At 62.7% G+C, this 14,237-nt stretch carries 11 protein-coding genes; 5 read left to right on the forward strand and 6 right to left on the reverse strand.

The window, feature by feature from the left end; genetic code table 11:
• Positions 1-54: 54 nt before the first annotated feature.
• Both htpG and M5G11_RS20255 read left to right on the forward strand, forming a co-directional pair.
• Positions 55-1,959 (forward strand): molecular chaperone HtpG, encoded by a 1,905-nt coding sequence (htpG, locus tag M5G11_RS20250; protein WP_273910437.1) that lies wholly within the window; start codon positions 55-57, stop codon positions 1,957-1,959.
• A 56-nt stretch (positions 1,960-2,015) separates the two neighbouring features.
• Positions 2,016-2,741 carry a dienelactone hydrolase family protein gene (locus tag M5G11_RS20255; RefSeq protein WP_273910436.1) on the forward strand — a complete coding sequence of 242 codons (726 nt, stop codon included), beginning with the start codon at positions 2,016-2,018 and terminating at the stop codon, positions 2,739-2,741.
• Between the two features lie 80 nt (positions 2,742-2,821).
• Here the strand turns inward: M5G11_RS20255 and M5G11_RS20260 are convergent, their stop codons facing one another.
• Complete coding sequence (locus M5G11_RS20260) at positions 2,822-3,685, reverse strand: pirin family protein (RefSeq protein WP_273910435.1); 864 nt, start codon at positions 3,683-3,685, stop codon at positions 2,822-2,824.
• A gap of 115 nt (positions 3,686-3,800) precedes the next feature.
• Between M5G11_RS20260 and M5G11_RS20265 the strand changes: the two genes are divergently transcribed.
• The 3 genes from M5G11_RS20265 to M5G11_RS20275 all read left to right on the forward strand — a co-directional run bounded on the left by M5G11_RS20265 (position 3,801) and on the right by M5G11_RS20275 (position 7,103).
• A complete protein-coding gene (locus M5G11_RS20265) occupies positions 3,801-4,805 on the forward strand; it encodes an amidohydrolase family protein (protein ID WP_420793806.1) in 1,005 nt (334 codons plus the stop codon).
• 68 nt (positions 4,806-4,873) lie between these two features.
• Positions 4,874-5,338, forward strand: coding sequence for a DUF3859 domain-containing protein (locus M5G11_RS20270; protein ID WP_273910433.1), 465 nt, complete (start codon positions 4,874-4,876; stop codon positions 5,336-5,338).
• 139 nt (positions 5,339-5,477) lie between these two features.
• Entirely contained in the window at positions 5,478-7,103 is a 1,626-nt protein-coding gene (locus M5G11_RS20275; protein ID WP_273910432.1) for a methyl-accepting chemotaxis protein, read from the forward strand.
• Positions 7,104-7,316: 213 nt separating this feature from the next.
• Here M5G11_RS20275 and fabB read toward each other — a convergent pair whose 3' ends face one another.
• The 5 genes from fabB to M5G11_RS20300 all read right to left on the reverse strand — a co-directional run bounded on the left by fabB (position 7,317) and on the right by M5G11_RS20300 (position 14,200).
• Positions 7,317-8,537 carry a beta-ketoacyl-ACP synthase I gene (gene fabB, locus M5G11_RS20280; protein ID WP_273910431.1) on the reverse strand — a complete coding sequence of 407 codons (1,221 nt, stop codon included), beginning with the start codon at positions 8,535-8,537 and terminating at the stop codon, positions 7,317-7,319.
• 11 nt (positions 8,538-8,548) lie between these two features.
• On the reverse strand, positions 8,549-9,064 hold the full coding sequence (fabA, locus tag M5G11_RS20285; protein WP_011060067.1) for a 3-hydroxyacyl-[acyl-carrier-protein] dehydratase FabA: 516 nt from the start codon (positions 9,062-9,064) through the stop codon (positions 8,549-8,551).
• A 206-nt stretch (positions 9,065-9,270) separates the two neighbouring features.
• Positions 9,271-11,199, reverse strand: coding sequence for a response regulator (locus tag M5G11_RS20290; protein ID WP_273910430.1), 1,929 nt, complete (start codon positions 11,197-11,199; stop codon positions 9,271-9,273).
• The gene (locus tag M5G11_RS20295; RefSeq protein WP_273910429.1) at positions 11,196-12,089 is read right to left on the reverse strand and encodes an ABC transporter substrate-binding protein; all 894 of its coding nucleotides are present in this window, start codon (positions 12,087-12,089) and stop codon (positions 11,196-11,198) included. Before M5G11_RS20295 ends, M5G11_RS20290 begins: the two co-directional genes overlap by 4 nt.
• Positions 12,089-14,200 (reverse strand): TonB-dependent receptor plug domain-containing protein, encoded by a 2,112-nt coding sequence (locus tag M5G11_RS20300; protein ID WP_273910427.1) that lies wholly within the window; start codon positions 14,198-14,200, stop codon positions 12,089-12,091. Before M5G11_RS20300 ends, M5G11_RS20295 begins: the two co-directional genes overlap by 1 nt.
• Positions 14,201-14,237: the final 37 nt, after the last annotated feature.

The raw sequence follows: 14,237 nt of genomic DNA on the forward strand, positions 1-14,237 counted from the left end.
TTTTGGCCCACCTGTCGAAGCGACCACTGCCATCAGATTGGAGTTTTGAAGACCATGAGTGTTGATACTCAGAAGGAAACCCTGGGCTTCCAGACCGAGGTAAAGCAGCTGCTGCACCTCATGATCCATTCGCTGTACTCGAACAAGGAAATTTTCCTGCGCGAGCTGATTTCCAACGCTTCCGACGCTGTGGACAAGCTGCGCTTCGAAGCGCTGGCCAAGCCAGAGCTGCTTGAAGGTGGCGCGGAACTGAAAATCCGGGTGAGCTTCGACAAGGCGGCCAACACCGTCACCCTCGAAGACAACGGCATCGGCATGAGCCGTGAAGACGTCATCGCCAACCTGGGCACCATTGCCAAGTCCGGCACCGCTGACTTCATGAAGCACCTGACCGGCGACCAGAAAAAGGATTCGCACCTGATCGGCCAGTTCGGCGTGGGCTTCTACTCGGCCTTCATCGTTGCCGACAAGGTTGACGTCTACAGCCGCCGCGCCGGCGCACCGGCTTCGGAAGGCGTGCACTGGTCCTCCAAAGGTGAAGGCGAGTTCGACGTTGCCACCATCGACAAGCCTGAGCGCGGTACCCGCATCGTCCTGCACCTGAAAAAGGATGAGGAAGAGTTCGCCGATGGCTGGCGCCTGCGCAACATCGTCAAGAAATACTCCGACCATATCGCTCTGCCGATCGAACTGCCAAAGCAGGTCGAAGCGGCTGAAGGCGAAGAGCAGCCTGCCGAGGAATGGGAAACCGTCAACCGCGCCAGCGCCCTGTGGACCCGTCCGCGTACCGAAATCAAGGACGAGGAATACCAGGAGTTCTACAAGCACATCGGGCATGACTTCGAAAACCCGCTGGCCTGGAGCCACAACAAGGTCGAAGGCAAGCTGGAATACAACTCGCTGCTGTACGTCCCGGCGCGCGCGCCGTTCGACCTGTACCAGCGTGAAGCACCGCGCGGCCTGAAGCTCTATGTGCAGCGCGTGTTCGTCATGGACCAGGCCGAATCGTTCCTGCCGCTGTACCTGCGCTTCATCAAGGGCGTGGTCGACTCCAACGACCTGTCGCTGAACGTCTCGCGGGAAATCCTGCAGAAAGACCCGATCATCGATTCGATGAAGTCGGCACTGACCAAGCGCGTACTGGACATGCTCGAGAAGCTGGCCAAGAACGAGCCTGAGCAGTACAAGGGCTTCTGGAAGAACTTTGGCCAGGTGATGAAGGAAGGCCCGGCCGAAGATTTCGCTAACAAGGAAAAAATCGCCGGCCTGCTGCGCTTTGCCTCCACCCAGGACGACAGCGGCGAGCAAAGTGTTGCCCTGGCTGACTACCTGGCCCGCGCCAAGGAAGGTCAGGACAAGATCTACTTCCTCACCGGCGAGTCCTACGCGCAGGTCAAGAACAGCCCGCACCTGGAAGTCTTCCGCAAGAAAGGCATCGAAGTGCTGCTGCTGACCGACCGTATCGACGAGTGGCTGATGAGCTACCTGAGCGAATTCGACGGCAAGAGCTTTGTTGATGTCGCCCGTGGTGACCTGGACCTGGGCAAGCTGGACTCCGAAGAGGACAAGAAGGCCCAGGAAGAAGTCGCCAAGGACAAGGAAGGCCTGATCGAACGTCTGAAGGCTGCCCTGGGTGATACCGTCAGCGAGGTGCGCGTGTCGCACCGCCTGACCGATTCGCCAGCGATCCTGGCCATCGGTGAACAGGACCTGGGCCTGCAAATGCGCCAGATCCTTGAAGCCAGCGGGCAGAAGGTGCCGGACTCCAAGCCGATCTTCGAATTCAACCCGAGCCACCCGCTGATCGAGAAGCTGGACCACGAGCAGAGCGAAGACCGTTTCGCCGACTTCTCGCACATCCTCTTCGACCAGGCAGCGCTGGCGGCGGGTGACAGCTTGAAGGACCCTGCGGCGTACGTTCGTCGACTGAACAAGCTACTGGTCGAGTTATCGGCTTAAGTAGTTGCAGGAAAGCCCGCTTCGGCGGGCTTTTTTCATGGTGCAAGGAGGAGTGCATGAGCAAGGTTACCGTTGAGTCGCTGGTCTATCATGTTGCCGGCAAAGCCTATGAGAGTCGTTTGTTCTATACCCCGGGTGCCCTCGGGCAGCCAGGCCTGCTGATGGCACCGAACTGGATGGGCATCGGCGAAGGCGCCGAGCGCATTGCTAGGGATGTTGCCGAGCGGGGATATGTGGTGCTGGTCGCCGATATCTATGGGCAGACCCTGCGACCGTCGAACATGGATGAAGCCGGGGCGGCGATGATGCCGCTCAAGGATGATCGCGTTGAACTGCGCAAGCGCATGAAGCAGGCGCTAGACCAGTTGCTGGGGCAGTCGCGAGCAGTGCTGGCGCCGGGCAAGCTGGCGACGTTCGGCTTCTGCTTTGGCGGTTGCTGTGCGCTGGAGCTGGGACGTGAGGATGAGCGCCTGCAGGCTGCGGTGTCGTTCCACGGCACGCTGGACTCACCGCATCCGGCTCAGGATGGCAAGACCAAGGCGTCGATGCTGGTGCTGCATGGGGCTGCCGACCCGTTCGTGCCCGCGGAGCAGTTGCCGGCCTTTGGGGCAGAGATGGATACTGCGAAGGTTGACTGGCAAATCATCAGCTACGGCGGTGCGGTGCACTCGTTCACCGATATCAGTGCCAATTTCCCGGGCAAGATGAAGTACGACGCCAAGACTTCCAAGCGCGCCTTCCGGGCGATGTTCAATTTGCTGGACGAAGTGTTCAAGGCCTGATTCAGGCTCCAATCCAGAACCAGACCTCAAACCCTGTGGGAGCCGGCAAGGCCGGCTCCCACAGATCGGGTTCTGTTCAGTCAGCGTGGCAACTCAATCCGCCCATGCTCCCCCGGAACCACCGGCCAATCCCCGGCCGCCCAGCGCGCCCGCGCCTGCTCAATTAGCGCCGGGTCACTGGCGACGAAATTCCAGTTCATCCGTCGTGGCCCATCCAGCGGCGCACCGCCGATCAGCACCAGGTGGCTATCCTCTTCGGCATACAGGGTGACGTCCTCGCCTTCAGGCAACACCACCAGGCTGCAAGGCTCGATCACGCCATCGCCCAGGCTGACTTCCCCGGCAATCACGTACAGCGCCCGTTCAGCGTGCTCGCTAGGCACCACCAGCGTGGTCGCTGAAAGCATGTGCACTTCGGCATACAAGGTGGGCGAGAGCACCGGCACTGGTGACTCCAGGCAGAATCCGCTGCCGGCAATCATGCGGATCTGTACGCCAAGGTTGTCACTGAGCGGCAGGCTCGCAACTGGATGGTGGCTGTAGCTGCCCGGCCCTTGCTCATCGGCCTGTGGCGAGGCCAGCCACACCTGCAAGCCATGCAGCCGCGAGCCTTCCCGCACGCCCTCCGGTGTAGTGCGCTCGACATGGGCGATGGCGCTGCCCGCGGTCATCCAGCTGACTTCGCCGGCCTTGACCCGCTGATCGGAGCCCAGGCTGTCCTTGTGCAGGATCTCGCCTGCAAACAGGTAGGTCAGGGTCGACAGGCCGATATGCGGGTGCTGGCGGATATCCATGCCGTGCCCCGGCGCGTAGTCGGTCTCCAGCATGTGATCAAAGAACACGAAGGGCCCGACACTGCGGCATTTCGCCGAAGGCAGCGGGCGCAGGATGGGCTGGCCTTCGACCGATTCGGCGCGGGGTACGATCACCAGGGGAGTGTGCATGGCTGGGCTCCAGGCCAATTCGTGATGCGCCCAGCATAACGCTTTCCCGGTCAAGGCTGAACCCAGCGTGCCGGGCGCAGGTCTACCCTGTCTGAACAACTCAAGGGGGAAGCCAATGTTTGCCAGATGCCTGGGTGGATTGTTGCTGGTGGGGGCGTTGATCGACGCTGCGCAAGCGCGCGACTATCGCTACAGCGACGCTCACCTGCACTACGTCGATTTCTTCCAGGAAAGCGAAGGCATGCCGGCCTTGCTCAAGGCCATGGATGCGGCGCGCATCGACCAGTCGATGATCTCCGGTGTGTCGGTGGCCAAGAAGTGGCACGAAGATGAGCCCAAGCGCCCGCGTTACTATGCTGGGGACGATGCCGACGCCTACTGGTACAGCGCAACCGACGTCTATGTGGCTGCTGCGCTACAGAAGTTGCCGGCCGAGCAACGCAAGCGCTTCCATCCCTTCCTGACCGGCTTCAACCCGGTGGACAAGAACGCCGTGACCCACATCGAGCGCATGCTCGAGCTCTATCCAGGCCTCTGGCAGGGAATCGGCGAGGTCTTCACCCGGCACGACGACCTGACCGCGCTGACCAGCGGTGATACCCCGCGCGCCAATAACGAAGCCATGACCCGTATCTACCACCTGGCCGCCGAGCAGGACATGCCGGTGCTGATCCACTCCAACATCACCTCCAAGCGTGAGCGCAACCCACTGTACCTGGCAGAAATCGAAGAGCCACTGCGCAATCATCCGCACACCCGCTTCATCTGGGCCCACGCCGGGACCAGCCTGGAAATTCACCGCCACCAGACCCGGATGGACTTTCTGCTCCCCACCCTGACGCGCCTGCTGGAGGACTACCCCAATCTGTTCGTCGACCTGTCCTGGAGCGTCTTGCAGCCGTACCTGCTGGACGAGCAGGGCGTGCCGAGGCCGCAGTGGCTGGCGCTGGTGCAGCGCTTTCCCGAGCGTTTCATGCTTGGCTCCGATGTGGTCGGGCGCTATGGCAGCCTGGGCGAGCAACTGCACGGTTTTGACCCGTTCCTCGATGCCTTGCCTGCAGATGTGGCGCAGAAAGTCGCCCGGGACAACTTCCTCGCCGTGCTGCCCAAGGCTCGCTAAGCAAAACTGTCATCAGCCTGTCACGCAATCCACATAGCCTGCCGCCATCAATCGTGAGGGAGAGCGGTATGTTGATTCGTCGTTTGGGTGCACTGGCTGCGCTGATGCTGGTAGGTACTGGGGTGAATGCCGAGGTGCGTGTTCAGGGGCCGGTGGAATACGGTGTGTTTGAAAGCCGCCATCAGGATTTCCAGTCGGGGGAGCGGATCCTGGCCCAGAATGGCCAAGCCATTCAGCCGACCGACCAGGTGCCGGCCAAATTGGGCAGCAAATTTGGCATGCGTTATCGCCTGGAAGGCAAGGTCGCCGAGGATACCCCGCTGACGCTGCTTTATTTCACCCCGGGCGTGATTACCCCGGACGGCAAGCGTCACGACAAATTCGAAGTGGTGCAGAAATTGGTGCCAGGCGCCCCGCAGGACGTGATGGCCTACGAATTCACCGAAAATCACGAGGTCGTGCGCGGCGAGTGGCGCTTCATGGTGTTCCAGGGTGACCGCCTGTTGGCCGAACAACGTTTCAACGTTCGCTGATGGCATGGTGACACTGCTGTCGAAATCATAAGCGGTTTTGATATCAGCTTTTGGTCTTACGCAAAATTCTGAGGGGCCGATACCGTCTAAAGCAGGTCTGCTGCATGACCGATGCAGCGCTTTTGGAAGGAACCGGAAGATGAGTCTCAGAAGCTTGAACATCGCGCCCAGGGCCGGGTTGGGATTCGGCCTGGTGGCGCTGCTGGTGGTTGCATTGGGCGCGTTCGCCCTGATCCAGATGACCAGCATGCGTCAACAATCCGAGCAGGTGGACAGCAACTGGCTGCCCAGCGTGATCGCGGTGGGGCAGATCAGCCAGGACATGTTGCGTATTCGCGCACTGACCCTGCGTCTGCTGGTCAACCGCGACGACGCCGCCCTGCAACAGAACAAAGCCCGTGTCGAAGAGATCAAGCTGGGCCTGGTCAAGGCCCAGCAGGCTTACCAGGCGTTGATCGTGCTGCCCGAAGAGCAGACGCTGTTCGACCGTTACCTCGCCCATGAGAAGCAGTACCTGGCCTTGCAGGCGCAGGTCACCCAGCTGTCGGCGCAGAACCAGGTGGAGCAGGCCATTGCCCTGGTCAATGGCGAAATGAACCAGCTGGCTGATCAGCTCACGGCCAGCCTCAACGAGCTGATTGCCCTCAATACCCATCACGCCAACACCGCGACGGACCTGTCCGAGTCGGTGTACAAGCGTGCCTGGGTCTGGGTCGTCGGGCTGTTGGTGGCTGCCGTGGTGCTGACGGTGGTGCTGGCGCTGACCTTGACGCGCAGTATCGTCGGCCCGCTAGCGCAGTCACTGCATGTGGCGGAGGTGGTGGCCACAGGCGACCTGACGCCGCAGATCACCATCGAGGGCAAGGATGAGCCGGCGCGTCTGCTCACGGCGCTCAAGCAAATGCAGCAGAGCCTGCGCGATACCATCGGGCGCATCTCCGATTCGTCCAATCAGCTGGCCTCGGCGTCCGAGGAGCTGAGTGCGGTGACCGAAGATGCCACCCGTGGGCTGCACCAGCAGACTCAGGAAATCGAGCAGGCGGCAACCGCAGTGAACCAGATGACCTCGGCGGTGGAGGAGGTGGCCAGCAACGCGGTGGCGACCTCCGAGGCCTCCCAGGAGTCCAACCGCATTGCCCATCAGGGGCGCGAGCAGGTACGCCTTACGGTCACCTCGATTGAGGCATTGGCTGCGGGTGTCACGGCCAACTCCGAGGAGGTCGGGCAGTTGGCGCTGCAGGTTCACGGGATTACCAAGGTGCTCGACGTGATTGGTGCGATTGCCGAGCAGACCAACCTGCTGGCGCTCAACGCGGCCATTGAAGCGGCGCGGGCGGGGGATGCCGGGCGTGGGTTTGCCGTGGTGGCTGACGAGGTGCGGGCATTGGCGCACCGTACGCAGCAGTCGACGCGGGAAATCGAGCAGATGATCGATGGTATCCAGCAGGGCACCAACCGAGCGGTGGAGGGCATGCAGCAGACCAGTTTGCGTGCGCGTGGCACGCTGGAGGGCGCGCATGCGGCGGGGGAGGCGCTGGAGGGAATTGCCAGTGCAATTCACTTGATCAACGAGCGCAACCTGGTGATTGCCAGTGCGTCGGAGCAGCAGGCCCAGGTGGCGCGGGAAGTGGACCGCAACCTGACCAATATCCGCGACCTGGCCTTGCAGAGCTCGGCGGGGGCGAACCAGACCAGTGCGGCGAGCCAGGCGTTGTCGCAATTGGCGATCGAGTTGAATACGCTTGTGGGCAGGTTCTCTGTTTGAGGCTCTGCGAACCCTGTGGGAGCCGGCCTTGCCGGCGATGAGGCCGGTACGGCTGGCGGCTGCAGCCTGGTGTGCACATCACTAGGCCCATCGCTGGCAAGGCCAGCTCCCACAGGACTCTTCGCACGGTCGCTGTTCATGGACTATTCCTGACCCAGACAAACAAAAACGCCCCGAACCAGTCGGGGCGTTTTCAGGGTAAGGGGTTGACCCTTACTTGCCTTCCCAGCGCTTGAGCACCAGGGTGGCGTTGGTGCCGCCGAAACCGAAGCTGTTGCTCATCACGGTGTTCAGCTCAACGTTTTCGCGCGTTTCACGCAGAACTGGCAGGTCGGCCACTTCCGGGTCCAGCTCGTCGATGTTGGCCGAACCGGCAATGAACTTGCCTTCCATCATCAGCAGGCAGTAGATCGCTTCGTGAACACCGGCAGCGCCCAGCGAGTGACCCGACAGGCTCTTGGTCGAGCTGATTGCCGGGGCCTTGTCGCCGAACACTTCACGCACACCTTTCATTTCCGCGACGTCACCGACCGGGGTCGAAGTGCCGTGGGTGTTCAGGTAGTCGATCGGGGTGTCGACGGTGGACAGCGCCTGCTGCATGCAGCGGATCGCGCCTTCGCCACTTGGGGCAACCATGTCGTAGCCGTCGGAGGTCGCGCCGTAGCCAACCAGTTCGGCGTAGATCTTGGCGCCACGGGCCAGAGCGTGTTCCAGCTCCTCGACCACGACCATGCCGCCACCGCCGGCGATGACGAAACCGTCACGGTCAGCGTCGTAGGCACGCGAGGCTTTTTCCGGGGTGTCGTTGCGCTTGCTGGACAGGGCGCCCATGGCGTCGAACAGGAACGACTGGCTCCAATGCTCTTCTTCACCACCACCGGCGAAGACGATGTCCTGCTTGCCCATCTGGATCTGTTCCATCGCGGTACCGATGCAGTGTGCACTGGTGGCGCAAGCGGAAGAGATCGAGTAGTTGATGCCCTTGATCTTGAATGGCGTAGCCAGGCAAGCCGATACGGTGCTGCCCATGGTGCGGGTGACACGGTACGGGCCAACGCGCTTGACGCCTTTTTCGCGCAGGATGTCCAGCGCTTCCATCTGGTTCAGGGTCGAGGCGCCGCCGGAACCGGCAACCAGGCCGGTACGCGGGTTGGACACCTGGTCTTCGGCCAGGCCAGAGTCGGCAATCGCGTCCTTCATTGCCAGGTAGGCATAGGCCGCAGCGTGGCCAACGAAGCGATAGATCTTGCGGTCGATCAGTTCTTCGAGGTTCAGGTCAATGGAGCCGGAAACCTGGCTGCGCAGACCCATTTCGGCATATTCCGGGTTGAATCGGATGCCAGGGCGGCTTGCTCGCAGGTTAGCGGAGACGGTCTCTTTGTCATTGCCCAGGCACGATACGATGCCCAGACCGGTGATTACGACGCGGCGCATGCGAATAACCCTTAGAAATTGTCAGTGGAGGTGAAAACGCCGACCCGGAGGCCTTCGGCGGTGTAGATCTCGCGACCGTCGACACTGACCGAACCATCGGCGATGGCCATGTTCAGCTTGCCCTTCAGGACACGCTTGATATGGATGTTATAGGTGACTTTCTTGGCGGTCGGCAGGACCTGGCCGAAGAATTTGACTTCACCCGAACCCAGGGCGCGACCGCGGCCTGGCAGGCCTTGCCAACCCAGGAAGAAGCCTACCAGCTGCCACATGGCGTCGAGGCCCAGGCAACCTGGCATTACCGGATCACCCTCGAAGTGGCAGGCGAAGAACCACAGGTCCGGGGTGATATCCAGTTCGGCGACCAATTCACCTTTGCCGTACTTGCCACCCTCTTCGCTGATATGGGTGATGCGATCAACCATCAGCATGTTCGGGGCGGGCAGTTGCGCGTTACCTGGGCCAAACAGCTCACCGCGACTGCAGCGCAGCAGGTCTTCCCGAGTAAAGGCGTTTTGTTTGGTCATGCGAGCTCCTCAATAGTCCCCGTGTGGCAGGGGGCAAATCTTCCCGACCGTCCCCAAAAGCCTTGGGCTTGGGGCGGCAGCCTACACATAGACTATTGCGTTGTGGTGAAAGTCACAGCACAGCGGACGAGAATGTACACTTGTGCACTGAAAATTTTATGACAAGCCCGGCAAGGGCCCGGTTCAGTCTCTTAGACTGCCGCACTTTAGCATTTATCGCCAGTCACAGATGTCGTGCCGGGCAGCCAGCGTTGCAGAATTTGCTGTAGATCAGTGCGTTTGAACGGCTTGGCCAGGTAGTCGTTCATGCCCGCGTCCAGGCAGCGCTCGCGGTCACCCTGCAGCGCATTGGCAGTCAGGGCGATGATCGGCATGCCCGAGGCCTGGGGCAACTGGCGGATCTGCCGGGTGGCTTCGTAGCCATCGATCAGCGGCAGGCGGCAATCCATCAGGGTCGCGGCGAAGCGCTGGCGGGCGACCTGGGCCACGGCCTGGGCACCGTCCGCCGCGACCCAGACTTCAAAGCCCAGGCTGCGCAGCATGGCCTGGATCACGGTCTGGTTCACCGGGTTGTCTTCGACCAGCAGGATGCGCCGGCCCTGGCCTTCCTCCTGCTCCCTGGCGCTGCGTGCCGGCAGCGCGGCCAGCGGCTGGGCGCAGAGTGCCAGGGGCATTTCCAGGGTGAAGGTCGAACCCACGCCTTCGCGGCTTTCGGCGCGCAAGCTGCCGCCCATGCGTTCGGCCAGGTTACGCGCGATCGACAGGCCCAGCCCGGTGCCGCCATAGCGCCGGGAAATCGAGCTGTCAGCCTGCTGGAAGGCCACGAACATGGTTTCCAGGCGCGCGCTGTCGATGCCGATGCCGGTATCGCGTACCGCGCAGGTGAACCACACCAGTTGCCGGTCGAGCACTTGCCAGCGTGGCTCGATGTGCACGCTGCCGTGTTCAGTGAACTTCAAGGCGTTGCCAATCAGGTTGACCAGCACCTGGCGGATCCGCGTCGGGTCGCCGGCCACGCGCAGTTGCTCCATGCCCGGTGGCGTCAGCAGCTCCAGCGCCAGCTGGCGTTGCTGGGCGATGTGCTGGAACGATTGCACGCAGTTGCCGATCAGCTCGGCCAGGTTGAAATCAATGTGCTCCAGCTCCAGCGTGGTGCGCTCGATGCGGGAGAAGTCGAGGATATCGTTGATCACTTTGAGCAGGTGCCCGGTCGACTCGGTGGCGACCACCGTGTACTCGTCCTGCTCTTCGCTCAGTTCGGTGGTTTGCAGCAATTGCAGCATGCCCAGCACCCCGTTCATCGGTGTGCGCAACTCATGGCTCATCATGGCCAGGAAGTCCGACTTGGCCTTGTTCGCCTGCTCGGCTTCTTCGCGGGCCTGGATCAACTGGGCGATGGCCTGTTGTTGCTCGCTGCTGGCCTGGGCCAGGGCACTGGCCAGGTTGTTGATGTGCCGGGCCAGGTGGCCGAGCTCGCTGTCATCGACCACCGGCAGTGGGGCGTTGAAGTCGCCTTTCTGGATCGCCTTGACCGCATGCCCCATGTCGCTGATCGGCGTCGACAGGCTGCGTGCCAAACGGCGGGCGAGCAGGAAGGTGAATATCAGCGCGAACAGCGCGAGGACGCCCGCCTTGAAGACGATCTCCTGCTGGCGTTGGTTGAAGGCGTCGTCGGACATGCCGACGATCACCCGGCCCAGGTAGTCGTCGCTGATCGGGGTGATGCCCGCGTTGCCATTCTGCAGGAAGTCGTTGTCCAGGCGAATCCGCTGCAGGCGGATCGGTGCCTGGAACACTTCCACCTGCTGCGCGCGGTTGTCGTGCTCGTCGGGCCGCTCGACATAGACCAGCACGCGGTTGGCATTGTCCTGGACCTCGAGGAAGCGCACGTGGGGAATGGTCAGGGTGGCGCGCATCAGGCTTTCGAGCACTTCGTCGTTACCGGAGATCACCCCGTACTCGGAGGCGGGCGCCAACTGGTTGGCGATCAGTTGCCCGGTGTGGGTGAGTTCCTGGCGCAGGTCCTGGATCCGCACGAAGGTAAAGAAGCTGATCAGCAGCAAGGTCAGCAGCAGGGCCGGGCCGAGGCTGATGATCTGGGTGCGGGTATTGATATCCCAGCTCAGGCGTTTCATGGGTTCGCTTCTCCTGCGGCCACGGCCTTGGCGGCGGCTACCAGGTCGATGGCTTCGATGCCCAGGGCGCGGGCGACCTGTTGATTTGCGGCAACACTGAAGTGCGTGGGGTACAGCGCCCGCGGCCATTTGCCGGTGGGCTGGTCGAGCAATTGGCCGAGCATGGCGAGCCAGTCGTCCTGGTCACTCAAGGTGCTGGCCAGGCCACCTGCGCGCACGAAACCGGCGCTTGGGCCGATCAGGGCCATCTGCCGGGCATAGCTGCTGAGCAGGATGTTCTTGGCCGTCTTGGGGTTGAACAGTTGCGGGTCATCCAACCCCAGCAGTACGTCACTGTCCTTGAGCAGGGTTTGCAACGCGCGGTTGTCGCGGGTGTCCGGCCAGGCCTGGGCGACGATCTCCAGGCCAAGCGGACGTGCGGCCTGGCGCAGTTCATCGATCAGTTGCCGGCTGTTTTCGCCATACAACACGCCGATGCGGCGGGCCTGGGGGAGTAGATAGTGGGTCAGGCGCAATTGGCGGTCGGCCGGTGGGTCGCTCCACAGCAAGGTCAGGAACGGCGGGCGCAAGCTGCCCAGGCGCTGTTCGGCCTGGACGCGCGAGATGCGCAGCACCAATGCCGGCGGGCCGGCGGTTTCCGTGAGGCGCCAATCAAGGGCTTCAAGGTCAAGCAGAATGAGGCGTGTCGCGGGCTTCAGGGTGCCGGGGCGGGCCAGTTGGTGCAGCGGAACGAAGCGCACCTGATCATTGGGACGTTGCGCGCTCAGTGCCGTGACGAAATGCTGCACGCCAGCGTTGTCCGCGCTGCCGGTCAGCAGAATCTCGGCAGCCATCAGCGGTGCCAATGGCCAGAACAGCGCCAGGAGCAGGAAGCACCGCAGCCAGCGCATCAGAATTCCAGTTCCGCGCTGAAATACAACACGTGACGGCTGTCGTACAGGTTGTCGTAGCTGCTGGTCGGCTCATGGTCCAGGCGTTGCTGGAGCATGCCGGCCAGTTCCAGGCTGGCGCGTTGCAGGCTGATGCGCTTGGCCACGCGCAGGTCGGCGCGCTCGAAACGGTAGCCGTTGAGCGCATCGGCGCCATAGTAGAACAGTGCACTCGACCAACCCATGCCCCAGTCGCGCATCCAGCCAGCCGAGCCACTGTTGCGGGCGCTCAGACGGCGGTCGTCAGCATTGCTGGCCCAGGCGTCGACATAGGCGTAGGTCATGCGCAAACGGTCGGCATGGGTCATGCGCCAGTCGGCTTGCACCTCGCTGCCGGTGAAGCGGGCCTGGTTGCTGTTGCTGGCGATGTACTGGTTGTTGCGCAGCGGTTCACTGACCATGCCGGTGATTTCGTCATGGAACAGCTTGAGGTCCAGGGTCAGGTCGGCGTCGGCAAAGAAGCCGTTGTAGCCCAGCTCCCGCGAGCGCATGCGTTCCTGGTCGAGGTTGCCCGGGCCACGGGTCTTGACGAAATACTCGGCGCTGCCCTGGCCGAAGGCCGTCGGGCTCAGGTTGTTGACCCGGTAGCTCCAGTTGACGTTGTTCTCGAACATGTCGGGCGAGCGCACGGCTTCGGAGTAGACCGCGCGCAAGCCATGACGCGGGGTGATCAGGTAGTTGACGGCCACCCGTGGCGTCAGCGAGCTGCCGGAGAGGTGGGCGTCCTCGTACATTGCACCGCCCTGGATCAGCCAGTGCTCGTCGGCGCGCCATTCCAGCTGGCCGAACAGGCGCCAGGTGGTGTCGTCCAGGCTGCCGTTGAAGTAGGTCTGCGAGTCCGCGCGGTCGTAGCGGTAATTGACGCCGCTGAGCAGGCGCAGGTTGTCGGTGAGGCTCAGGGTGTCCTGGATCTCCAGGTCGTAGCGCGTCTCGCGGGTGCTCTGGTCGATGTCGCCGCACACCTGCTGGTAGCCGCCAACATTCCACTGCGCCTGGACTTCTCCAGCCAGGGCCTGCTCCTGCGCTGTGCCCGTGGGAACCGGCGCGCGGATATTGCGTGCCAGTTGCTCGGCATACCACGGGTTGAGCTGCCACAGCTGGGTCAATTGCGGGCTGAAGGACAGCGCTGCATCGCAGGCACGCCAGACCTGCTGGCGGTCCCAGTGCTGGGCCGAACCCTGCACGTACAAACTGTGCTGGGGGTTGAAGTCGATGTTCCAGCGCACCGAGCCGGCGTAGTCCTTGGCCGCGACATCGGAGTTGTCGCCTTCGGCCGTCACCCCGTAGAACACCGGCTTGTAGGTGTACGGCCGCTGGTTCGCGCCTTCCTTGGCAGACAGCTGCCAATCGAGGCTCTGATCCGGCGCCAGGGCATGGCTGGCACTCAGGCTGAAGCGGGTCAGGCGGCGGCTGTCGCGGTAGTCCAGGCCCTTGTGGGTTTCGTCGAAGCCATCGTCCTGCATGCCGGACAGCGACAGGCGCAGGTCGCCACCGTCCCAGCCCATGCCCTGGCTGGCGTACCAGTCGTTGATGCCGCGTTGACCACGGGTCACCTTCAGCCGCGTGCCATGGCTGTCGGCCGGGTTGCGGGTGAGGATGTTGACCACCGCCATCAGCGCATTGGCGCCATAGCTGACGGTATTGGGGCCACGGAACACTTCGATGCGCTCGATGTCTTCCATGGCCAGGGGAATGTCGCTCCAGTCCACCGTCGCCAGGCCGGCGCGGTACACCGAGCGGCCATCGATCAGTACCTGCATGCGCCGCGCGTCGTTGACATTGCTGCCATGGTAATTGACCGTGGGCTGGTTGCCGGCGATGTAGCCGACCATCATGCCCGGCACCAGGCGCAGCAGCTCCGGGATGTCGCGGGCGCCGCTGGCGCGGATCAGTTCGCTGTCGAGCACGGTCATGCTGCCGGGCACGGCGGCGGGGGATTGCTTGAGCCGGGTGGCGGTCAATACTTCAGGCAGCGCCTGGCTGTCGACGAACAGATCGTCGGCCGCGGCCGGGCCGCCGAGCAGGGCAGTCAACAACAATAGCGGGCGGGGGGAGGAGGGGCCAAAGAACACGGCACGGCCTTGTTTGCGGGTACAAGTCGGGCATGTT

This window comes from Pseudomonas fontis (assembly GCF_028656955.1).
GTDB classification, from domain to species: Bacteria; Pseudomonadota; Gammaproteobacteria; order Pseudomonadales; family Pseudomonadaceae; genus Aquipseudomonas; species Aquipseudomonas fontis.